Raw genomic sequence first — 20,863 nt, forward strand, 5'->3', positions numbered from 1 at the left:
CTGAAGAACGACGGCATCCTGCCGCTCGGCGACGGCCCGCAGGACGGCGGCCGCACCATCGCCGTCATCGGCTACGCGGCCAACCCGCTCGGCGCCGCCAGCTCCACCGGCGGCGGCGGCTCCTCCCACGGCTCCGGCCTGCCGCCCCGCATCGTCTCGCCGCTCCAGGGGATGCTCGACGAGGCCGCCACCCACGGCGACCGCATCATCTACGCCGACGGGTCGACGATCCTCGACGCCACCATCGCGGCCTCGGTGGCCGACCTCGCGATCGTCGTGGCCGCCGACGGCTCGAGTGAGGGATCGGACCGCTCCGACCTGTCGATGTCGCCCGCGGCCTGCGTGACGCTCGTGTGCCAGGACCTGCCGATCGATCAGGAGCGGATGATCAACGCGGTCACCGCGGCCAACCCGAACAACGTCGTCGTCCTCGACACCGGTGGGCCGGTGCGGATGCCGTGGCTGAAGAACGCAGCCGCCGTCCTGCTGCCGTGGTTCGGCGGGATCGAGCACGGGCGCTCGCTCGCACGCATCATCTACGGGGCCGACGAGCCCGGCGGCCGGCTCCCGCAGACCCTCCCGCGCGACGAGGCGCAGCACCCCTTCGCCGCGGCAGCCTATCCCGGGGTGAACGGGGTGGCGACGTACGCGGAGAAGCTCGAGGTCGGCTACCGCTGGTACGACGCGCAGGACGTGAAGCCGCTCTTCCCGTTCGGCTTCGGCCTGGGGTACACGACCTTCTCCTTCTCCGACCTCCAGGTGACGCGCGAGGGCGACGGCGCCGTCGTCCGGCTGCGGGTGCGCAACACCGGCGACCGGGCCGGTGCCGCGGTGCCGCAGGTGTACGTGTCGTCCCCGGACGCTGCCGGGGAGCCTCCGCGGCAGCTGAAGGGCTTCACGAAGATCCGGCTGAAGCCGGGCGCCTCGCGGGTGGTGACGATCCGACTCGACCGGCGCGCGTTCTCGCAGTGGAGCGTGGCGCGGCACGGGTGGATCGTCACCCCGGGCTCCTACGGCATCCTCATCGGCTCGTCCTCGCGCGACCTGCCGCTGCGCGATGCGGTGCGGATGGGCTGAGCCTGCATCCGGGAGACGGGGACATCCGACCGCGCCTGCGTAGGCTCGGAGCATGTCCCCGGCGCCGACGACCCTCGCCGTCCTCCAGCACCGTTTCGCCGACGAGCTGCCCGAGCTCGCCGTCCCGGTGCGGGCGGCGGCCCCACCGCAGCCGCAGCTGGTGGTGCTCAACGAGCCGCTGGCGCGTGAGCTCGGCCTCGACCCCGAGCGGCTCCGCTCCCCCGAGGGGCTCGGTCTGCTCACCGGCACCGAGCCGCCCGCGGGCGCCTCGCCGGTGGCGCAGGCCTACGCCGGCCACCAGTTCGGCGGGTTCGCACGTCTCGGCGACGGCCGCGCCCTGCTGCTCGGCGAGCTCGAGGACGCCGAGGGGCGGCTGCGCGACCTGCACCTGAAGGGATCGGGCCGCACCCCGTTCGCCCGCGGCGGCGACGGGTTGGCCGCGCTCGGCCCGATGCTGCGCGAGTACGTGATCAGCGAGGCCATGCACGCGCTCGGCATCCCGACCACGCGGTCGCTCGCCGTCGTCGCCACCGGGCGGGCCGTGCAGCGGGAGGAGACGCTGCCCGGCGCCGTCCTCGCCCGCGTGGCCTCCAGTCACCTGCGGGTCGGCACGGTGCAGCACGCCCGCGCCCTCGACGACGTCGACCTGCTGCGCCGCGTCGTCGACCTGGCCATCGCCCGGCACCACCCGGAGGCCGCCGACGACGAGCGTCCGGCCCTGGCGCTGTTCCGGGCGGTCGTGGCCGCCCAGGCCGACCTGGTGGCCCGCTGGATGCTCGTGGGCTTCGTGCACGGGGTCATGAACACCGACAACATGACGCTCTCGGGCGAGACCATCGACTACGGGCCCTGCGCCTTCCTCGACGCCTTCGACCCCACCACCGTCTTCAGCTCGATCGACCGCGACGGCCGCTACGCCTACCGCAACCAGCCCGGCATCGCGGCGTGGAACCTCGCCCGGCTCGCCGAGGCGCTGCTGCCGCTCGTCGACGAGTCCGAGGAGACCGCCATCGCGCTGGTCACCGAGGCGTTGCAGGGTTTCGGCACCACCTACTCCTCCGCCCTGCGTGCCGGCTACCGCGCGAAGCTGGGCCTGGCCGCAGCCGACCCCGAGGCCGCCGACGCCGTCATCGAACCGCTGCTCGATCTGATGGCGGCCGCGCGCGTCGACCACACCTCGTTCTGGCGCCGGCTCGCCGACGCGGCGCGCGGCGATGCGGAGCCGGCCCGCGGCCTGGTGCTCGACCTCGAGGCGTTCGACGCCTGGCTGGCCACCTGGCGGGCCCTCGGACCGGACGCCGCGGCCATGGACGCCGTCAACCCGGTGTACATCCCGCGCAACCACCTGGTCGAGGAGGCGCTGGCCGCGGCCGAGACCGACGCCGACCTGGCTCCGCTGCACCGCCTGCTCGACGCCGTCCGCTCGCCCTACGCCGCGCGCGACGGCTTCGAGCGCTACGCGGAGCCGGACCCGGCCGCCGCGCCGTACACGACGTACTGCGGCACCTGACCGGCACCCGACCGGCACCCGACCGGCACCCGATAGGTTCCCGCTGACCGATCGGAGTGGAGGAGCGATGGCTGGCAGCGGCGGGAGGCCCCGCGATCCCCAGGCGGACGCTGCGATCCTCGACGCCGTCCGCGCGCTGCTCACCGACGGGGGCTGGGAGGCCGTGACCTTCCAGCGGGTCGCGGCGCATGCCGGCGTCGGCCAGCCGACGGTGTACCGCCGGTGGCCGACGAAGCTGGCCCTGGTCGAGGCCGCGGTCTTCCCCGTCTCCGAGTGGACGCCACCGCGGCCGACCGGCGACCTGGAGGCCGACCTCGGCCGCCTCGGCGCCGATCTGGTCGAGAGCCTGCTGACGCCGGTGGTGCGGGCTGCGCTCCCCCAGATCCTCGCGGCCCACAGCGCCGACCTCGACGGCGCCGGCGAGCGGGAGTTGCGCGCGTGGGCGACCGATCCGGTGCGCGACGCCTACGCGGCCATCGTCACGGCAGCGCTGCCCGGGGTGGCCGACCGGCCCGATCTGATCGATCCGACCTTCGATGCCTTCCACGCGAGCCTCACCTATCCGGCCCTGGTGCGCAGCCCCGCGGAGGCGCGCGCCGGCGTCGCGGCGACCATCGCCGTGGCGGTCCGGACCGCGCGGGCGACCTGGTCCCCCTCCCTTGTTACGGAGACTCCGTAACGATACGGTCCCGCTGCATGGAGCAGATCAGTGCGCGCGCCTGGGTGGCGACCGCCCTCGGCGATCCCACGGCCGTCCTCGAGCAGCAGACCGTTCCGGTCCGGGCCCCGGGTCCCGGCGAGGTGAGGGTGAAGGTGGCGGCGTTCTGCGTGAACCTCAACGACGCCGACGTGGTGCGCGGGCGCTACGTGATGATGCCGCTCCCGCCCCCCTTCGTGCCCGGCATGGAGTCGGTCGGCGTCGTCGAGTCGGCCGGCGCCGGAGCCGAGCACCTCCTGGGACGCCGCGTGCTCGGCATCCCGGTCTTCGCGCACGGCGGCTTCGCCGAGTACGCCGTCGTCGACGCCGCCACCACGCAACTCGTGCCCGACTGGATGAGCGACGCCGAGGCCGCGGCCCTGCATTACCCCTTCCACCTCGGGTGGTTCGCCCTCACCGAGCGGGCCCGCCTCCAGCCGGGCGAGACCCTCCTCGTGCACGCCGCCGCCGGCGGCGTGGGATCCGCCGTCGTCCAGCTCGGCAAGGCGCTCGGCGCACGGGTGATCGCCACGGCGGGCGGCCCGGAGAAGGTGGAGTTCGCGCGCTCGCTCGGAGCCGACGTGGTCATCGACTACCGCAATGGCGGCTTCGCGGACGCCGTCAACGACGCGACCTTCGGGCACGGCGTCGACGTCGCGCTCGACACGATCGGCGGCGAGGTGACGACCGAGACCTTCCGCTGCATGGGGATGAACGGCCGGCACCTCATCGTCGGCTACAGCTCCGACATCACCCTCGACGGCCAGCCGATCGCGATGTCTCCCGCGCTCTACGGCAACTTCTCCCTCGTCGGCGTCTGCCTGGTCTACACGAACGATCCGCTCGGCACGAGGGCGACGCTCGGCTTCAACTGGCCCAGCCGCGCCGACGGACAGATCGCTCACCGGAAGCTGTTGGAGCTCATCGCCGCCGGCACGGTACGGACCGTCGTGACGGAGGAGATCGGCTTCGACGACCTCCCGGCGGCGATGGAGCGTCAGGAGCGCCGCGAGACCATGGGCCGCGTGGTGGTGCGCCTCTAGCCGGACCCGGCCCTCATCCCACTCCGAGCCGCGCGAGGATCCAGGCCGCGGCCGCGGGGACCGCGTAGGTTTCGCTGTTGGTGCCCGAATGGTCGGCGGCCCACCGCGCGAGGGTCACATCGACTCCGCGATCGCCGAGTTCGCGCGCCAGCAGTTCGGTGAAGGGAGCCGGGGCGACGGCGTCGAGGAGCCCCTCCTCGATCCGCACCGGCACAGGCCGCAGCGGCAGCCGCCGGACGTCGGTGCGGGCCAGGTGATCGCGCAGCAGCCGCGAGGCCTCCTGACCCCGAGGCCCGAGGATCTCGGCGGGCGCCAGACCACCCCAGGAGTCGGCCTCACCGAGCCCAGCCAGACAGCGTCGCTCGAGGTGCGGCCACACCGCGCGGGCCCGATCGCTCAGCCCGCCCTCCTGCAACAGCAGACGCTTGAAGGCCGGGCTCTGGACCGAGAGTCCCTTGAGCAGCAGTGCGGCCAGACCCGTCAACACCGGCGTCGCCTCGGGAACGACGACCGGCACACCCTGCAGCACCTCGATGAGGCGCTCCATGCGGGTGACCGGGGTGATGGCCTCGATGCCGACGAGCCGCAACCCCGCGGGGGACCGACGACGTCGATCCCCTGCATTCATGGCGGCGACGGCGCCCTCGGAGTGCCCGGCCGCGACCCAGCGCCCCTCGAGCGGCAGGACCCGCGACGTCGCCGCGACCATCGCGACCATCGACTCGCCCAGCGAGCCGCCCATCAGGTAGGGGTGGCCACCAGCGACGCCGAGGCCCTCGAAGTCCGGGCGGGCGACCGCGACCCCAGCAGACAGCAGTCGGGTCGTCAGAGCGTCGCCCTGTTCGGCCCGTCGCAGATCGTCGCCGGGCGGCACGCGACCGCTCGAGGGCGCACATCGGTCGGCCGCCCCGGTGGTCATGTGGCCGTAGACCACCAGTGGCCAACCCGCGGCGGGCATCGGCCCGGGCGGCACCAGCACGAGCCCCGTGGCCGGTCGTCGTCGCCCGTCCGCGGCGTCGACCTCGTAGCGCAGCACGAAGGCGCGTCCCGCACCCTCCGGAACCGTGCCGGGGACGGCGGGCGCAGTGACGCCGGAGGGTGACCAGGACGTCGTCCCGTACGCCGCACCTGCGGGCCGGACGGCGACCGGTGCCGTGACGGCGGCCAGGACGGCGGCCAGGACGGCGGCCAAAACAGCCGCCACCCCCGGGGCGATCCGACCACTCACGTCAGACCCGGGACCGCGGGCAGCAGACCGATCCGATCGGACGGCGTGGCGAGCATCCAGTCCACGATGTCGCGATTGGCACGCAGGACGGGCACGAGCTGGTCCTGGGCGACCGCGTCGAGGTCATCGGCCTCGTCGTAGAGGTAGATCGGCCCGGCGATGAGACTTGCCGTCGGGACGCCGGCCGCCATCACGAACGAGGCATCCGTCGGGATGCCGACCGGTTGGAGCGGGGTGGCGTTGAGCAACGTCGCCGCGCCGAGGTCGTGATCCAGGAGTGCCTGGATGAGCATCGCCTTCCCGGGCAGCGAGAGGTTCTCGAAGTAGCCGCGCGGCTCTGGCTCGTCCAGCAGTTGCAAGGAACGATCCGGGCCGATCCGCCCCTTCTTGGCGACATGCTCGATCGTGAGGTTGGCGACGATCCGGTAGGGGGTCGCGGGGTCCTTCACGTAGGCGTCCACGAAGTGCATGTGGGCGTGATAACCGGTGAAGTGGGTGTCGAAGGTCGTGAACATCAGCGTCTTGCCGCTGCGCCGACCACGCCGGGCCAGGCCGCCGTAGTACTCCGCGAGAGCCACCACCTGCGAGGTGCCGGTGCCGTCCTCGACCGCGCCCGGCCCCAGGGAGTCGTGATGCGACTGCACCATCACCGTCTCCGGCGCCGCGTCGGGCGAACGCTCGGTGCCGTACAGGATGCCGATGGGCTGGCGGGCGACCACCTTGCGTCGCACCGTGGTCATCCGCATCGTCGCGGTCGGCTCCTCGGCCAGCAGTCGGCGCACGCGAGCCGCTTCGCGGCGGGTCACCCACATGCCCGGGATCGTCATGGGCGAGCGGCGGTAGTACTCGTTGTGGTAGCGATCGGACTCGAAGTAGTCGGCCAGAACGCCGATCATGCCCGCCGCGCCCGCGGCCTGCAGGGCGTCGATCGTCTGGGGCAGCGTCGTGATGTAGGGGTTCGGCGAGAGCAGGGTCTGCGCGTCGAGGATGCCGCCGTCGGGGTCGTTGATGAACTCCATGAAGGGAGTGAGGGCGACCAACGGCGTCAGGAACTTCAGGTCGACCATCACGATCTTCCCCGCGACCCCGAGACCCGCGAGGGCGCTCAGCGGCAGGCCGCCGAGATCGACCACCTCGGCCTCGAGACCGCCCGGGCCGAGGGTGCGCCGTCCAGTCGCCTCGGGGCCGCCGATGAAGGAGAACGACACCGGGTGCTGCCGGATGCGTCGGCCCGCGATCTCCAGGCTCGCCTCGGTCGCCTCCCAGGAGTAGGAGACCGAGGGCTCGATGTAGACCTCGTCCAGGCCGGCTCGACGGAACCGCTCGGCGACGTACTCCGCGGCCCGGCGACCACCCGGCGTCCCCGTCGCGCGGGGGGCGAGGGAGACCAGATGCTCGACGGTGCGCATCATCGAGGCCCGGCCGGGGAGCAGACGATCGCGAGGCGCGGTCGCCAGGGCCGCGGAGGACGGGAGGACGGCAGCGCCGAGGGCGAGGGCGCCGAGGGTCGGGACGGCGGCGACGACCCCGCGCCGCGAGAGGGCGGCCGACGGGGTGGTGGCCGGAGTGACGTCGCTCATGTTCTGAGTAACGATCATTACATTCGAGAGCTATCCCTGGTCTGGACCGGCCCCGAACATCAGGCTCACCCAGGCGGTCGCCTGCTCCGCGAGCGCCGGCAGGTCGCTGACGCGTCCCTCCTCGAGCAGATCGGCGGCCAACTGCCGGATGCCGTAGACGCCCGACAGGTAGGCATCGAAGGGGAGCCGACCCACCGCAGCGGGCTCCCAGGCCACATGCTTGTCGTGGAGCAGGCGGGCGATCGCCGAGAGGGCGGCGCGCCGCCGGGCCCGCGCCGGCTCGCCCATCGCGTCCATCTGCACCTGGAAGGCGCGGCCGACGACGGGGTCGGCCTCCAGGGCACCGAGATAGGTCGCCAGGATGGCGCCCATGTAGGCCCGCCAGGACAGTCCGGCGCCATCGATCGCGATCAGCCGCCCGAGCAGTACCTCGATGAATCGGTCGTAGGCGGCGAAGACGCAGGCATCGCGCGAGGGGAACATGGCGTAGAAGGAACTCAAGGAGACCTTCGCCCGTAGACAGATCTCCTTCGGGCCCACCTCGGCCGCCCCCGAGGCCGCGAGCAGTTCCGTGGCGGCGATGAGGATGCGCTCGCGCTGTGCGGCGGCGACCTGCTCGCGCGGAAGCGCGTTGCGACCCCGCGGCAGCGATCCTGGCGCCGTGAAGAACACGCCGTCCGTCACGACGTCGATCGACGCAACGGGGACTCCACTCACGCGGCACATGGTGACATCAGTCCGCCCCGCAGGGTCGAGAACCGCGGTCCCCGCCGGCGTCCGACCCGGCCTCCGACCCCGGCGTCCGACCCGGCGATCAGGCCGACCGGGACGACGAGCGCAACGGCGGGTTCCAGCGCATCGCCCAGCCCTCGGCGGGGTGGTCCTCGGCACGGGTGATCGCCTCGATCAGGGCCTGGCCGAGGTGGCGGTGGTCGGCGGCGAGTCCGGCGATCTCCGAGCGGCGCGGATGGCCGGCCGGGACGACGTCCGGGCGCTCCAGCAGTTCGTGGAGGGGGAGGGCGTGGCTCTGGGCCAGCCAGGCCGCGAACGGAGCCGACCGCACGGGACGGTCGAGCACGGGCAGCGTCTCGCCCCAGCGACCCCGCAGCAGCCGCCGCACCTCGACGAAGGGCTGGCGCGGCTCGGCGGGGAGGCCGACCACGACGACGCCGAGGAGCCGGGGCCCCGCGACCTCGGCGCGCGGGCCGATGTCGACCTCGGCGATCAGCCGCTCGATCGCCTGCGGATCGGGGGCGGTGAGGAGGACGACGTGGTCGGCCACGGCCGCGACCGCCTGACGTCCGGCCGGCCCGGCACCGGTGTCGAGGACCACGAGGTCGGCCGACCGGCCGTGGACGCGCGCGGCGTCGGCCGGGGCGCGCAGCAGCCGCAACCCGGGCCGGACCTCCAGCGGGCCGCCGGTGACGGCGTCCGGGCGCGCGCCGAGGCGTTGCGCGAGCACGCCGTCCTCGACCGCGTCGAGGAGCAGCACGCGGTTGCCGGCACGGGCCGCGAGCGCGGCGACGCCGACCGCGACGCCGGTCGCGCCCACGCCCGGGCGGGCGCCGGCGAACGCGACCACACGACCCGTCGGGACGGCGGGGCCGGAGCTGGGGGCTATGGGGGCTGGTGCTGCGTGGGAAGGGTGGACAGGGGGAGGGGGAGGTGCGGTCATCACGGCTTTCGGGGGGATCCGGGACCAGACCGACGAGGAGCAGTCGTCGGAGGACCAGTATCGCCCCTCGGGAGGTCGCCGGTCACCCGCTCGACGCAGTCGGCGGCGACGCTGCGACCCCGTCCGCACCATCCGTCGCAACCGCCGCAGCCGCCCCATCCCAGGGGACGGCGGGCGGTCACCAGCGCGCGGGTACCGTCGATCTCGGCGCGGGGCGCCGTGCCGGTCGTCGACCGGCAGGGCTGAGAAGCACCCGTCGAACCTGTCTAGGTAGTGCTAGCGAAGGGACGCCCATGACCACCACCGCACCGACCCCTGCCCTCGGGCTGGCCGACGTCGTCGACCGCGTGCGTGCGCACGCACCCCTGGTGCACTGCATCACCAACAGCGTCGTCACGAACGTGACGGCCAACGTGCTCCTCGCCGCCGGCGCCTCCCCGGCGATGGTCGACACCGCGGAGGAGGCCGGCGTGCTCGCCGGTGTCGCCGGCGGGCTGCTGGTCAACCTCGGCACGCTGACGCCGGTGCAGATCGGGGGCATCGACGCCGCGGTGGGCGCCGCGGCCCGCGCGGGCGTGCCGTGGGTGCTCGACCCGGTCGCGATCGGCGTGCTGCCGGTGCGCACGGCGCTGGCCGGCGAGCTGCTCGGACGCCGTCCCGCGGTCGTGCGTGGCAACGCCTCGGAGATCGCCGCACTCGCCGGCGGTGCGGGCGGACGCGGCGTCGACTCGTTGGCCGCACCCGACGACGTCGCCGACATCGCGCGCGACCTCGCGCGCCGTCACACCACGGTGGTGGCGGTGAGCGGGCCCCGCGACCTCATCACCGACGGCGACCGGGTCGTGCGCATCGCGGCCGGGCACTCGCTGATGACCCGCGTCACCGGGGTCGGATGCGCACTTGGGGCACTGGTCGCCGCCTGCGCCGCCGTCGAGGACGACGCCGTGCTGGCCGCCGCCGCGGCGACCGCGTGGCTGTGCGTCGCCGCCGAGGAGGCGGCCGCCGCATCGTCGGGGCCCGGCACGTTCGCCGTCGCCCTGCTCGACCGACTCGCCGCCGTCGACGCCGGGAGCGTCGCGACGCGTGCGGGGTCGGCGTGAGGGCGCGCGTCGTCCTCGATCCCACCCTCTACCTCGTCACCGACACCGCCCTGTGCGGCGGCCCGGACGGCGTCCTGGCCACCGTGCGCGCGGCTGTGGCGGGCGGGGCGACGGCGGTGCAGGTGCGGGATCCGCGGGCGACGACCCGCGAGCTGGTGGCGTTGGGCGAGGCGCTGCTGCGCGACCTCCGGGGCACCGGGGTGCCGCTCATCGTCGACGACCGCGTGGACGTCGCGCTCGCGATCGGCGCGGACGGCGTCCATGTGGGGCAGTCCGACCTCGACCCCGTGACCGCCCGGCGACTGCTCGGCCCCCGCGCCCACCTCGGACTGTCGGTGCACACCCCGGAGCAGGCGCAGGAGGCGAGCGCGCTGCCGCCCGGCACCGTCGACCTGCTCGGGGTCGGGCCGGTGCTGGCGACCGCCTCGAAGCCGGACGCCGCTGCGCCCTGCGGCCTCGACGGCCTGGCCCGCGTCTGCGCGGCCACTCCCCTGCCCTGCGTGGCGATCGGGGGCGTCGACCGCGCCGATCTCGCCGCGGTGCGCGCGGCCGGAGCCCATGGGATCGCGGTCGTCTCCGCGATCTGCGGACGACCCGATCCGGGGGCGGCGGCCGCCACCCTGCGGGCGCGCTGGCGGGAGGCGGCCGCATGAGCGCACGGATGCGGCCGGCCGGCCATCCGGTGGTGGCGCTGACGATCGCGGGCTCGGATCCCAGCGGCGGTGCGGGCATCCAGGCCGACCTCAAGACCTTCGCCGCCCTCGGCGGCTACGGCTGCGCGGTGCTGACGGGGCTCACCGCGCAGAGCACGCTCGGGGTCACCCGGGTCTTCGCCGTGCCCGCCGACGTCGTCGCCGACCAGCTCGCCACCCTGTGCGCCGACGTGGCGCTGGACGCGGTGAAGATCGGGATGACCACCGATGCCGAGGTCGCCCGCGCGATCGCCGCCGCGCTGCGCGAGCTGCGGGCCGGCGCGCGACCGCCGGTGGTGGTGCTCGATCCGGTCATGGTCGCGACCTCCGGCGACCGGTTGCTCGCCGCCGAGGCCGAGACGGTGCTGCGCGAGGAGCTGCTCCCCCTCGCCGACCTGGCGACCCCGAACCTGCCCGAGGCCGCGGTGCTGCTGGGCGCCGAGGTCGCGCGGACGCCGTCCGAGGCCGCCGACCAGGCGCGTGCGCTGCGCGACCTCGGGGTCGGCTGGTGCCTGGTCAAGGGTGGGCACCTGGACGGCGCGGAGGCGGTCGACCAGTTGGCGGGCCCAGACGGCGTCGAGGCGATCTCGGCGCCCCGCGTCGCGACCGCCAACACCCACGGCACCGGCTGCACGCTCTCCTCGGCGATCGCGGTCGAACGGCCGCGACAGCCCGACTGGCCGAGCGCCGTCCGCGCGGCGAAGGACTACCTGACGCGGGCCCTGCGGGCCGCCGATGGCCTCGTGATCGGCGGCACCGGCACGGCGCCGGGCCCCTACACCGGGCACGGGCCGGTGCACCACGGCGTCAGACGCTCCGATGTTGACGGTGACTCCCATCCTGGATGAGGCTCAGGGCCGTGGAGTCCGACGCCGACGACCGGCCGATCCCGCTGCGTGAGCGGCAGCGGCTGGCGCTGCGCGCGGAGATCGAGCAGACAGCGCTGCGCCTGTTCGCCACCCACGGCTACGACCAGGTGACGACCGAGGCGATCGCGGAGGCCGTCGGCATCTCGCCGAGCACCTTCTTCCGCCACGTGCCGACCAAGGAGCAGCTGCTGCTCGGTGCCACGCAGCGCGGGCGGGCGCAGATCCTCGCGCGCTTCCACGAGCGCCCCGACGACGAGGACGCCGCCGCCTCGGTGGCCGCGGCGATCCTCGCCCGCACCTCGCAGTTCGTCGACGACGACGAGTGGGCCGAGCTGTGGCGCCGGGCGAAGGCCTCGGCACCCCTGGAGCTGCGACGGGCCTCGCTGCTCAGCAGGGAGGAGCGCGACGAGCTGATCGCCGCGGTCGCCCGACGGCTCGGTCGCCCCTCCCGGGCCCGGCAGCTGCAGGCAGGGGTGCTCGTGCGCTCCCTGCTCGCGGCCGTCGAGTACGCCTACGAGCTGTGGCTGGCCGACGACGGCGGGCCGTCGCTGCACGACCTCACCGGCAGGGCGCTCGACCTGGCCCGGCACGGGTTCGAGGAGACCGCACCGCGGCGTCCCTCGCGGGCGGCGCGATGACGGCGCGCCGGAGCCGGTGGGACGTCGTCCTGCTGCCGTCCTACGCGCTGGGCATCCTCAATGCCCTGGTGCTCAGCCTCCCGGAAGCGCTGGGGGTGCCGGTCGCTCCGGACAGCCCGTGGCCGCCGCTGCGGGCCCTGCACACGTGGGCCGTCGAGCAGGAACCGCAGCACCTGGTGATGCCACCGACCCTGCAGGCGTCCCTGCTGTACGACGCGTTCGTGCAGTTGCCGCTGCTGGTCGTGCTGCTCATCGGCTACGGCCTCCGCAAGGACTGGCCCTGGCTGCGCACAGCCGCGATCGTCTACGCCGTCAGCGCGATCGTGAACATGTACTTCTACTTCATGCAGACGTTCCTCGGCCCCGACAGCCCGCCGCACCTGGCGACGTACGTGCCGATCAACCTGCCGTGGCTGCTGGTGCCCGTGCTGGTGCTGCTGCGGGTGCGTCAGGACGACGGCCGCAGCGGCGGCGCCGGGACGTCGATCGCCGGGCGCTCGCAGCCCCCGTCGACCTTCATGAGCGACCCGGTGACCCAGGACGACGCGGGCGAGGCGAGATAGAGCGCGGCGCACGCGATGTCGCGCGGGGTGCCGGGACGCCGCATCGGGGTGTTGGCCTCGAACTGCGCGCGCAGCGCGTCGTCGGTGAGCACCACCTCCAGGCCCTGCGTGGCGACGCCGCCGACGAGGATCGCGTTCACACGCACGTGCGGTGCGAACTCCCCGGCGAGGTCGCGGGTGAGCATGTTGAGCGCGGCCTTGCCCGCGCCGTAGGCGGCGAACGAGCCGAGCACCATGTCGGAGGAACGCGAGGAGATGTTGACGATGGATCCGCTGCCCGCGGTGTCGACCATCGCCTGCGCGGCCGACTGACACAGGAGGAACGGCGCGGTGACGTTGAACCGCAGCGCGGTCTCGAAGAACCGCTCGGAGGTGGCCATCGCGGGCCGCGGTCCGGTGCCGCCGGCGTTGTTCACCAGCACATCGAGTCGCCCGTAGGTCTGTACCGCGGTATCGATGAGGCGGCGCCGGTCGTCGTCCACGAGCACGTCGGAGACGACCGCGGTGGCCCGCCCGCCGGCGTCCTCGATGGTGGCGACCACCTCGTCGAGGTCGGACGCCGTCCGCGCGCCGACGACGACCTGCGCACCCGCCTCGGCCAAGCCGATCGCGATGCCGCGCCCGATGCCCTGGCCGCCGCCGGTGACGACGGCGACCCGGCCGTCGAGGCGGAAGTCGTCGAGGATCACCGCCGGCGTCCGGTGCCCAGGTGCGGCGCGGCGCGACCGGCCAGCAGCGGCAGGTCGAGGTAGGTCTTGATGCCGGGCTCGGCGGCGACGACGTAGGGGATCGCGCTCACACAGTGGTTGGCGGTGACGACGATGCCGGGGTTGCGGATCAGCCCCTCCTCGATCGTCTCCGGCTGCAGGCCCTTGAAGGTGAGCAGCACATCGGGGTCGCCGCTGATCTCGACCTCGAACCGCTCGCCGGTCGGCCCGAAGTCCCACGCCGGCTCGAGGTGCTCCTCCCCCATCAGCCAGTTGACGCTCGCGGTGACCACCGGGACGCCGTCCACGACCGCACGCCAGTGGAAGCGACGCGCCGCCACCTGCCCGGGCTCGATGACGCCGACCGGGCACTCGATGGGGGCGGTGGCGACCGCGACCTCCTGCTCGGTGACGAGCTCGGGGTCGGCGTCGAAGCCCATCTCGGCCACGATCATGCGCACCGAGGCCTTGAAGCCCGCACCGAGCAGGCCGACGATCGGCCCGGCCATCGCCTCCTCGGGGCCCACTCCGAAGCCCATGATGTGCCGGACGACGTCGGGAGCGTTGTAGGTGCGCAGGTCGCTGAACTCCTCGGCCCGCACGTGCGTGACCGAGGCGCTGAGCGCGGAGACCATGAGCGGGAACCGCTCGGTGATGCCGCCGGGGTGGATGCCGGTGCCGTGCAGCGTCGTCCCGCCCTCCTCGCAGGCCTCCAGGATCGCGCCGCACGCGGCGAGGTCGGGGTAGATCCAGCCGACCGGGGTGACGACGTCCTTGCCCGAGCGCAGCAGCGCGACGACCTCGGCCTCGTTCGGCAGCAGCGGGCTGTAGACGACGCAATCGGCATCGAGAGCGAGGATCTCCTCCTGGCTCGTGGTGGCCGCGACCCCGACCGGCTCGATGCCGAGGATCTCCCCGACGTCCTTGCCGTGCTTGGCATCGGAATGCACCCACGTGCCCACCAGCTCGAGATCGGGATGCGCCAGCACCGCCTCGATCGCCGCCTTGCCCACCCCGCCGGTCGCCCACTGCACCACTCGGATCGCCATGCGCCGATTCAGACACTTGTGGGAGTCACTGTCAACGGGCAAGTGGCTCCCAGTGGAACGGGCGGTTGAGGTGCGAGCGCAGCGAGCCCACCCGGTGGTTGAGGTGCGAGCGCAGCGAGCCTCGAAACCCCCGCACCCGCACGACCCCCAGTACCGGACGCCGTCCGACTCACCGGGTCTCGCGGCTCGTCGCCAGCGCTCCTCGCACCTCGACCACCGACGCCACCCGGCGGTTGAGGTGCGAGCGCACCCGGCGGTTGAGGTGCGAGCGCACCCGGCGGTTGAGGTGCGAGCGGAGCGAGCCTCGAAACCCCCGCACCCGCACGACCCCCAGCACCGGACGCCGTCCGACTCACCGGGTCTCGCGGCTCGTCGCTAACGCTCCTCGCACCTCGACCACCGACGCCACCCGGTGGTTGAGGTGCGAGCGCAGCGAGCCGAACCGGTGGTTGAGGTGCGAGCGCAGCGAGCCTCGAAACCCCCGCACCCGACCACCCACCGGCACCGGAGACCGCCCACCGACTACCGTTCGCACCAGGCGCCCACGCGCCGAGGGCCAGGAGGTGCGGTGAGCGAGGTACGTGAGCGGATCCTCGCGGTCACGCTCGACCTCATCGGCGAGCACGGCATCGCTGGCCTGAGCAACCGCCTGGTCGCCAAGGCGGCCGGCGTCTCCCTGGGCACGTTGACCTATCACTTCGCCAGCCAGGACGACCTGCTCGCCCGCACACTCGAGGCTTTCGTCGACGGCGAGGTCGCCCGCCTCGAGACGGTGGCGCAGGCTCTGGAGGGCACGACCCTCTCGCTCACGGAGGCCCTCGAGGTGACGCGGGAGATCATCGAGGACCAGGCCGGGCGCCGCGCCCAGATCGCCCAGTTCGAGCTGAACCTGCACGCCACCCGCAACCGCGACCTCGCGGCGGCGTCCGCTCGCTGCTACGCCGCCTACGAGCGGGTGGGGGCAGCGGCACTGCGAGCGATCGGCGTCCCGGACGCCGAGCGGGTGGCGCCGCTGCTCGCGGCGATGGTCGACGGCCTCGAGCTGCGTCGGCTGGCGATCGGCGAGGGCCCCTCGCTCGACGACGCGATCGCGCGCTTCCTCGCCGGCCCGGGCGCCGGCGCGGGCCCCTAGCCCCGGGTCACACGGACGGCGGCCCGAGCACCCGGCGCACGTAGTCGTTGGTGAAGACGCCCTCGGGGTCGAGGTGGGCGCGCACCGCAGCGAAGGCCTCCCAGCCGGGGTAGCGCGGTGCGAGGGTCGCGGCGGTCTGGTAGTGCCGCTTGCCCCAGTGCGGGCGGCCGTCGTAGTCGTCCATGATCGCCTCGACCGCGCGGAAGTAGGTCTCGAACTCCGCGCCGACGACCTGGTGGACGGCGATGTACCCGGTCTCGCGACCGTGCGCAGTGGAGAGGAACGCGTCGTCCGCGGCGGTGAAGCGCACCTCGATCGGGAACAGCACGGGCAGGCGGCGATCGGCGATCACCGCCATCACCCGACTGAACGCCTCGGCGAGGTGCTCGCGCGGGATCGCGTACTCCATCTCGGTGAAGCGCACCCGCCGGTCGTGGGCGAAGACGCGGTGGCTGGCGTCGAGCTGCTCGTAGCGACCAGCGACGCGCGCCATGAGCCGGGCGATGCGCGGCACCTGCGTCGGCACGCGGCGGCCGAGTCCGGCGAGAGCGCCGACCACCGTGTTGGGCACGAAGTCGTCGTTGAGCCAGGCCTCGAAGCGGCCGGGCGGGTCGGCCGGCTCGTCGGTGCGGCGCGAGGCGAGGGTGAGCGCGGTGTCGGTGTGCGGCAGGGCGAGCATCTCGAAGTGGTCGTGGCCCTCGACCAGCTCGTCGAGGTGCGCGAGCACCTCACGGATCGGGCGCGGCTCGTCGATGCGGTGGATGCGGAAGGCGGGCACGCACTGCAACGTGTACTGGGAGATGACGCCCAGGGCGCCGAGGGAGACCCGGGCCGCGCGCCAGGCGTCGGGGTCGCTGGCCTCGTCGATCTCGAGCACCTCGCCGGAGGCGGTGACCAGGCGGCAGCCGAGCACCTGCGCGGAGAGGTTGCGGAAGCGGGCGCCGGTGCCGTGGGTGGCGGTGGCGAGCGCGCCGGCGAGGGACTGGGCGTCGATGTCGCCCTGGTTCTCCAGAGCCAGGCCGTGGCGGGCGAGCTCGGCGGTGAGGGTGTGCAGCTTGATGCCGGCCTCGACGGTGACCCGGCCGGTGGCGGTGTCGACGTCGAGGAGGCGCTGCATGTGGGTCTGGTCGATCATCACGCCGTCGGTGAGACAGGTGTCGGTGAAGGAGTGGCCGCTGCCGACGGGGCGCACGCCGCGGCCCTCGGCGGCGGCCTTCGCGACGGTCTCGGCGAGCTCGTCCTCGCTGCCCGGCCGCTCGACGCGCGCGGGCGCGCACACCTGCTGTCCGGCCCAGTTGCTCCAGAGCTCGCCCATCGTCTCCCCTTCTCGGTCGTTCGAACGAACGGGAGGATGCTACCCTCCCTCATCGCCTCGCGACAGCCCCACGTCGGAGGCGCGACCCCCAGCTGGAGGCTGTCGATGACCCCGTCCGCCGCAACCCCGTCGCTGCCCCTGCGCACGCTGCGCTTCGCCGACGGCGGTGCGGCAGCGCCGACGCTGTCGCGACGATCCGAGCCGCTGGCGCGCGCCGTCCGGCTCGAGCAGCTGGCCCGGGCCACCGCCGACCTCGACCCCACCTACGCCGTCCTCGACCTCGACGCGCTGCACGCGAACGCGCTGGCCATGCGCGAGCGGGCGGCCGGCACGCCGATCCGGGTGGCTTCGAAGTCGGTGCGGTGCCGGGCGGTCCTCGACGCCGTCCTCGGCCTCGACGGGTATCACGGCGTGCTCGCGCTGACCCTCGGCGAGGCGCTGTGGCTGGCCTCGGGACCGGCGCCGATCGAGGACGTCGTCGTCGGCTACCCCTCGGCCGACCGCGCCGCGCTGCGGCACCTGGCGGCCGACCCCGACCTCGCCGCGCGGGTCACGATCATGGTCGACGACGTGGCCCAGCTCGCGTTCATCGAGCGCGAGGTCGGCACGCCCGCCCGGCCGCTGCGCGTCTGCCTCGACATCGACGCCTCCCTCGAGCTGCTCGGCGGACGCGTGCACCTCGGCGCGCTGCGCTCTCCGGTGCACAGCGTCGCGCAGGCCGAGGCGCTGGCGCGGGAGGTGGTGCGGCGCGACGGGTTCGAGCTGGTCGGCCTGATGTCCTACGAGGGACAGATCGCGGGCCTCGGGGACGCCGCGGGATCACGCCTCACGCAGGTGCAGATCCGCGCGATGCAGCGGGCATCGGTGCGCGAGCTCGCCGCGCGCCGGGCCGCGATCGTCGCCGCCGTCCGCGCGATCGCGCCGCTGGAGTTCGTCAACGGCGGCGGCACCGGCAGCCTGGAGACCACCTCCGCCGAGGACGCCGTCACCGAGATCGCCGCCGGCTCGGGCCTCTACAGCCCGGCGCTCTTCGACCACTACCGCGCCTTCCGGCACCTGCCCGCCACCTTCTTCGTGACCTCGGTCGTCCGTCGTCCCGATGCCGCGACGGCCACGGTCGCCGGCGGCGGGTGGCCGGCGTCCGGGGCGGCGGGAGTCGATCGCCTGCCCACCCCCTGCTGGCCGCCCGGCCTGCGGCTCACGCCGCGCGAGGGTGCCGGCGAGGCTCAGACCCCGCTCGTCGGCCCGGGCGCCCGCGGGCTCGCGGTGGGCGATCGCGTGTGGTTCCGCCACCCGAAGGCGGGTGAGATCTGCGAACGCACCGACACCCTCCACGTGGTCTCCGGCGAGCAGCTCCTCGGCGGCGTCCCGACCTACCGGGGTGAGGGGAAGGCCTTCCTCTAGGCGAGCTCCTATCCCGCCAGCAGGTCGATGATCTGCGGGATCGCCCACCGCATCATCGGGTCGAAGTAGGGCCAGTTGTGGGCGCCGCCGACCGCGATCCGGGCGCGATAGGGCACGTCGTGGGCGGTGAGCTGGGCGAGGAAGCCGCGGTGGGTCTCCCACAGGCTCTTCTCGAAGTCGCCGGTGAAGACCGCGTCGGAGTTCGGGTCGCCGGTGTAGCCCGTACCGCAGGTGACGAAGAGCGAGACGTCGCGCAACGCGTCGACGTGCAGGGTCGGGTTGTGGGCGTCCCAATTGGCCCGGTCGAGCACCGGGTCGCCCCACACGCGACGCAGGTCCGGCCGCTCCGCCGGCGTCCCGAGCACCGACTCCTGGGCGAGCAGGGTGGTGTCGGGAAGACCCGAGACGCTCAGCACGGCGCGGAACAGGCCCGGGTGCCGGATGGCGTAGTTCAGCGCGCCGATGCCGCCCATCGAGGCGCCAGCGGACGCGCGGGCCCCGGGGATCGTGCGGTAGTGCTCGTCGACCCAGGGCACGAGCACCTGGGTGTGGTAGGTCTCCCAGTCCCAGGTGCCGTCGGCCCAGTCGCTGAACATGCCGGCCTGCTCCAGCTTGCCGCCGGCCGGCATCACGAAGATCGCCGGCCACGCGCGGGAGTCCCGCAGGATCTCGGTCTTCAGCGTCCAGGCGTCGTGGTCGTTGCGCACGCCGTTCCACAGGAAGATCACCGGGTAGCGGCGGTCGCGGTTGCGCGGCGCGCGGTAGCCGACCGGCAGCAGCACCCGTACGAGGTTGCTGGTGATCTGCACCCCCGGCGGCACCGGCACCCGCCGATCGGAGCAGCGCGGCGGCGGGCAGTCGTCCGCGCCGGTGGCCAGCGGTGCGGAGGAGCGCGGCCGAGCGCCGCTGTCGATCGACGGGAGCGCCATCAGGCGTGCGTAGTCGACCGCCGCGGACAGGGGCCGGTCGGAGGCGGTGCTCACCAGGGTGACCGGACCCTCCTCCGCCGGCGCCACACGGTCGGCCGCCGCGCCCATGGGCGCGAGGGCCAGGGTGAGCAGCATGGCGAGGCTTCCGGCGCCGACCACGCCGAGTGCACGGCGGCGCCACCTCGTGCGAAGCCCCATCGCTCCCGGTCCTCTCCTTCTGCCGCGATCGCTCGGCGACCACCCGCCACACGGTCGTGGTCCGACGAGGATGACACGGACCGCCGCCTGCCATCCGCCGTTCGTTCCCGAGCGGACCTCAGGAGCCCGTGCGCTCAGGACGCGCCTGGCCGTCCGTGCGGCGCAGGACGGCGGCTCCGAGCCACCGGCAGCCCACGAGCGCCAGTTCAAGGTCCAGCCGATCCTCCTCCAGCGGTCGTCCGCGCAGCGCGACCGCCCGGTCGACCCGGTACTTCACGGTGTTCTTGTGCACGTGCAGGCGCCGTGCGGCGGCCAGGTAGCTGCCGCGCTCGGCGAGGAAGACCGCGAGGGTCTCCCGCAGGCGGGCGACCGGCTCGGAGTCCTCGGCCAACCCACCGAGCGCTCCGGCCACCAGCTCGCGAGCAGCCTCGAGGTCAGCCGCGAGCAGGCCCGCGGCGCGCAGCCCCGGATCGAGGTGGCTGACGACGGCGTCCCCGCGCTCGCCCGCGGTCGAGGCGACGGCGAAGGCCCGCAGGGCATCAAGGTGGGTCGTCCGGAAGCCGTTCACACCGGACGCCGGGGCACCGAGCGCCACGCGGACCGATCTACCGATCGCCGCCCTCACCCGGGCGAGCGCGACGTCGTCGAGCACGACGGCGGCGTCCAGCGGCACCCAGGCCCAGCCCGAGGACGCGTCCTGCGGTACGAAGAGGGGCGCGCCCACGGCGCCCACGGCGTCCGCGACGGCGTCGGCGGCGTTCTCCAGGCGTCGCAGCTCGTGGGTGGAGCCGTCGGCGTCGCGGCCCCAGACGACGAACCCGAGATGCTGCTGACGTAGCCGGTAGCCCAGCGCCCGCTCGCCGGCGGCGACATCGACCTCGTCGCCGTCGACGAGGGCCGCGAGCAACGCGGCCCGCACAGTGTTGCGGTTGGCGAGCCAGCGGTCGCGCTCGGCCTCGTACTCGGCCACCACCTGCTCGGCCATCCGGTCGACGTAGTCGAAGGAGATCGCCTGCATCACCTGCACCGCGGCCATCGCCACGACGGGGTCGGCCTCCTGCCGGGCGATCTCCTCGAAGGTCCAGTCGAGCACTCGCTGCTGACCGACACGGTAGGAGCGCACGAGGGCATGGGAGGAGATGCCCCGCTGCGCGAGACGGCGGGCGTACTCGACGGCCGCCGACGGCGGCCGCAGCTCGGCGACGTCGAGGGTGTACTGCGCCATCCGGAAGAAGGACTCGACGTTGCTCTCGGTGCTCGCGCCGAACAGTTCGACGATCGTCGGATCGCCGCGCAGCTCGGGGACGGCCTCGGCCAGACCCGCCTTGAGGGCCGGTGCCCGAGCAGGCAGGCCTACCAGCATGGCCGCAGCCACGGCCGACACCCGGACCCGGGCCGCATCGACCACTTCGACGTCCTCCTGCACCGCTGCCGCCACCTCTCGTTCCTCGGGCCAG

General features: G+C 73.9%; 20 protein-coding genes and 1 riboswitch. Of the genes, 11 read left to right on the forward strand and 9 right to left on the reverse strand.

Annotated elements, in window-relative coordinates:
• The 4 genes from ABD671_RS12580 to ABD671_RS12595 form a co-directional block, all read left to right on the forward strand.
• Positions 1-1,077 (forward strand): glycoside hydrolase family 3 C-terminal domain-containing protein (locus ABD671_RS12580; protein ID WP_344733727.1); only part of this gene is annotated, 1,077 nt, incomplete at its 5' end.
• 52 nt (positions 1,078-1,129) lie between these two features.
• Positions 1,130-2,587 carry a protein adenylyltransferase SelO gene (locus tag ABD671_RS12585; protein ID WP_344733728.1) on the forward strand — a complete coding sequence of 486 codons (1,458 nt, stop codon included), beginning with the start codon at positions 1,130-1,132 and terminating at the stop codon, positions 2,585-2,587.
• Between the two features lie 67 nt (positions 2,588-2,654).
• On the forward strand, positions 2,655-3,266 hold the full coding sequence (locus tag ABD671_RS12590) for a TetR/AcrR family transcriptional regulator (RefSeq protein ID WP_344733729.1): 612 nt from the start codon (positions 2,655-2,657) through the stop codon (positions 3,264-3,266).
• A 17-nt stretch (positions 3,267-3,283) separates the two neighbouring features.
• Positions 3,284-4,327, forward strand: a complete 1,044-nt coding sequence (locus ABD671_RS12595; protein WP_344733730.1) for an NADPH:quinone oxidoreductase family protein — start codon at positions 3,284-3,286, stop codon at positions 4,325-4,327.
• Between the two features lie 13 nt (positions 4,328-4,340).
• On the opposite strand, the gene ABD671_RS12600 is transcribed toward ABD671_RS12595, so the two are convergent.
• The 4 genes from ABD671_RS12600 to ABD671_RS12615 form a co-directional block, all read right to left on the reverse strand.
• Positions 4,341-5,531 carry a lipase family protein gene (locus tag ABD671_RS12600; RefSeq protein WP_344733731.1) on the reverse strand — a complete coding sequence of 397 codons (1,191 nt, stop codon included), beginning with the start codon at positions 5,529-5,531 and terminating at the stop codon, positions 4,341-4,343.
• Positions 5,532-5,551: 20 nt separating this feature from the next.
• Positions 5,552-7,135, reverse strand: coding sequence for a M28 family peptidase (locus ABD671_RS12605; RefSeq protein WP_344733732.1), 1,584 nt, complete (start codon positions 7,133-7,135; stop codon positions 5,552-5,554).
• A gap of 30 nt (positions 7,136-7,165) precedes the next feature.
• Complete coding sequence (locus tag ABD671_RS12610) at positions 7,166-7,852, reverse strand: TetR/AcrR family transcriptional regulator (RefSeq protein ID WP_344733733.1); 687 nt, start codon at positions 7,850-7,852, stop codon at positions 7,166-7,168.
• Positions 7,853-7,949: 97 nt separating this feature from the next.
• Positions 7,950-8,717 (reverse strand): hypothetical protein, encoded by a 768-nt coding sequence (locus ABD671_RS12615; protein WP_344733734.1) that lies wholly within the window; start codon positions 8,715-8,717, stop codon positions 7,950-7,952.
• Between the two features lie 293 nt (positions 8,718-9,010).
• A riboswitch (TPP riboswitch) is annotated at positions 9,011-9,115 on the forward strand.
• On the opposite strand from ABD671_RS12615, the gene thiM reads away from it, so the two are divergent.
• The 5 genes from thiM (at position 9,104) to ABD671_RS12640 (ending at position 12,672) form a co-directional block, all read left to right on the forward strand.
• Complete coding sequence (gene thiM / locus ABD671_RS12620; protein WP_344733735.1) at positions 9,104-9,910, forward strand: hydroxyethylthiazole kinase; 807 nt, start codon at positions 9,104-9,106, stop codon at positions 9,908-9,910. Its footprint overlaps the riboswitch before it by 12 nt.
• Entirely contained in the window at positions 9,907-10,563 is a 657-nt protein-coding gene (gene thiE, locus ABD671_RS12625) for a thiamine phosphate synthase (protein WP_344733736.1), read from the forward strand. Before thiM ends, thiE begins: the two co-directional genes overlap by 4 nt.
• Entirely contained in the window at positions 10,560-11,450 is an 891-nt protein-coding gene (gene thiD / locus ABD671_RS12630) for a bifunctional hydroxymethylpyrimidine kinase/phosphomethylpyrimidine kinase (RefSeq protein WP_344733737.1), read from the forward strand. The genes thiE and thiD overlap by 4 nt, the downstream gene beginning before the upstream one ends.
• An 11-nt stretch (positions 11,451-11,461) precedes the next feature.
• Positions 11,462-12,109 carry a TetR family transcriptional regulator gene (locus ABD671_RS12635; protein ID WP_344733738.1) on the forward strand — a complete coding sequence of 216 codons (648 nt, stop codon included), beginning with the start codon at positions 11,462-11,464 and terminating at the stop codon, positions 12,107-12,109.
• Entirely contained in the window at positions 12,106-12,672 is a 567-nt protein-coding gene (locus ABD671_RS12640) for a hypothetical protein (RefSeq protein WP_344733739.1), read from the forward strand. The genes ABD671_RS12635 and ABD671_RS12640 overlap by 4 nt, the downstream gene beginning before the upstream one ends.
• Here ABD671_RS12640 and ABD671_RS12645 read toward each other — a convergent pair.
• Both ABD671_RS12645 and ABD671_RS12650 read right to left on the reverse strand, forming a co-directional pair.
• A complete protein-coding gene (locus ABD671_RS12645) occupies positions 12,558-13,361 on the reverse strand; it encodes a glucose 1-dehydrogenase (protein ID WP_344733740.1) in 804 nt (267 codons plus the stop codon). The genes ABD671_RS12640 and ABD671_RS12645 overlap by 115 nt on opposite strands.
• Positions 13,358-14,428 carry an NAD(P)H-dependent amine dehydrogenase family protein gene (locus tag ABD671_RS12650; RefSeq protein ID WP_344733741.1) on the reverse strand — a complete coding sequence of 357 codons (1,071 nt, stop codon included), beginning with the start codon at positions 14,426-14,428 and terminating at the stop codon, positions 13,358-13,360. The genes ABD671_RS12645 and ABD671_RS12650 overlap by 4 nt, the downstream gene beginning before the upstream one ends.
• Positions 14,429-14,996: 568 nt before the next feature.
• Here ABD671_RS12650 and ABD671_RS12655 point away from each other — a divergent pair.
• Complete coding sequence (locus ABD671_RS12655; protein ID WP_344733742.1) at positions 14,997-15,560, forward strand: TetR/AcrR family transcriptional regulator; 564 nt, start codon at positions 14,997-14,999, stop codon at positions 15,558-15,560.
• Positions 15,561-15,567: 7 nt separating this feature from the next.
• Here the strand turns inward: ABD671_RS12655 and ABD671_RS12660 are convergent, their stop codons facing one another.
• Complete coding sequence (locus ABD671_RS12660) at positions 15,568-16,875, reverse strand: D-arabinono-1,4-lactone oxidase (protein ID WP_344733744.1); 1,308 nt, start codon at positions 16,873-16,875, stop codon at positions 15,568-15,570.
• 105 nt (positions 16,876-16,980) lie between these two features.
• Between ABD671_RS12660 and ABD671_RS12665 the strand changes: the two genes are divergently transcribed.
• Positions 16,981-18,279 carry an alanine racemase gene (locus ABD671_RS12665; protein ID WP_344733746.1) on the forward strand — a complete coding sequence of 433 codons (1,299 nt, stop codon included), beginning with the start codon at positions 16,981-16,983 and terminating at the stop codon, positions 18,277-18,279.
• 8 nt (positions 18,280-18,287) lie between these two features.
• On the opposite strand, the gene ABD671_RS12670 is transcribed toward ABD671_RS12665, so the two are convergent.
• Positions 18,288-19,406: an alpha/beta hydrolase gene (locus ABD671_RS12670; RefSeq protein WP_344733747.1), complete on the reverse strand. Its 1,119-nt coding sequence runs from the start codon at positions 19,404-19,406 to the stop codon at positions 18,288-18,290.
• A gap of 118 nt (positions 19,407-19,524) precedes the next feature.
• Positions 19,525-20,844, reverse strand: coding sequence for a PucR family transcriptional regulator (locus ABD671_RS12675; RefSeq protein WP_344733748.1), 1,320 nt, complete (start codon positions 20,842-20,844; stop codon positions 19,525-19,527).
• Between the last annotated feature and the right edge of the window lie 19 nt (positions 20,845-20,863).

This window comes from Nocardioides fonticola, assembly GCF_039536805.1.
Classification (GTDB): domain Bacteria; phylum Actinomycetota; class Actinomycetes; order Propionibacteriales; family Nocardioidaceae; genus Nocardioides; species Nocardioides fonticola.

Excerpts from the sequence above, each read along its gene's own strand:
- ABD671_RS12590 (WP_344733729.1), top strand. The coding sequence starts at position 2,655 with ATGGCTGGCAGCGGCGGGAGGCCCCGCGATCCCCAGGCGGACGCTGCG.
- ABD671_RS12605 (WP_344733732.1), bottom strand. The coding sequence starts at position 7,135 with ATGAGCGACGTCACTCCGGCCACCACCCCGTCGGCCGCCCTCTCGCGG.
- ABD671_RS12660 (WP_344733744.1), bottom strand. The coding sequence starts at position 16,875 with ATGGGCGAGCTCTGGAGCAACTGGGCCGGACAGCAGGTGTGCGCGCCC.
- thiD (WP_344733737.1), top strand. The coding sequence starts at position 10,560 with ATGAGCGCACGGATGCGGCCGGCCGGCCATCCGGTGGTGGCGCTGACG.
- thiM (WP_344733735.1), top strand. The coding sequence starts at position 9,104 with ATGACCACCACCGCACCGACCCCTGCCCTCGGGCTGGCCGACGTCGTC.
- ABD671_RS12640 (WP_344733739.1), top strand. The coding sequence starts at position 12,106 with ATGACGGCGCGCCGGAGCCGGTGGGACGTCGTCCTGCTGCCGTCCTAC.
- ABD671_RS12670 (WP_344733747.1), bottom strand. The coding sequence starts at position 19,406 with ATGGGGCTTCGCACGAGGTGGCGCCGCCGTGCACTCGGCGTGGTCGGC.
- ABD671_RS12595 (WP_344733730.1), top strand. The coding sequence starts at position 3,284 with ATGGAGCAGATCAGTGCGCGCGCCTGGGTGGCGACCGCCCTCGGCGAT.
- ABD671_RS12585 (WP_344733728.1), top strand. The coding sequence starts at position 1,130 with ATGTCCCCGGCGCCGACGACCCTCGCCGTCCTCCAGCACCGTTTCGCC.
- ABD671_RS12665 (WP_344733746.1), top strand. The coding sequence starts at position 16,981 with ATGACCCCGTCCGCCGCAACCCCGTCGCTGCCCCTGCGCACGCTGCGC.
- ABD671_RS12650 (WP_344733741.1), bottom strand. The coding sequence starts at position 14,428 with ATGGCGATCCGAGTGGTGCAGTGGGCGACCGGCGGGGTGGGCAAGGCG.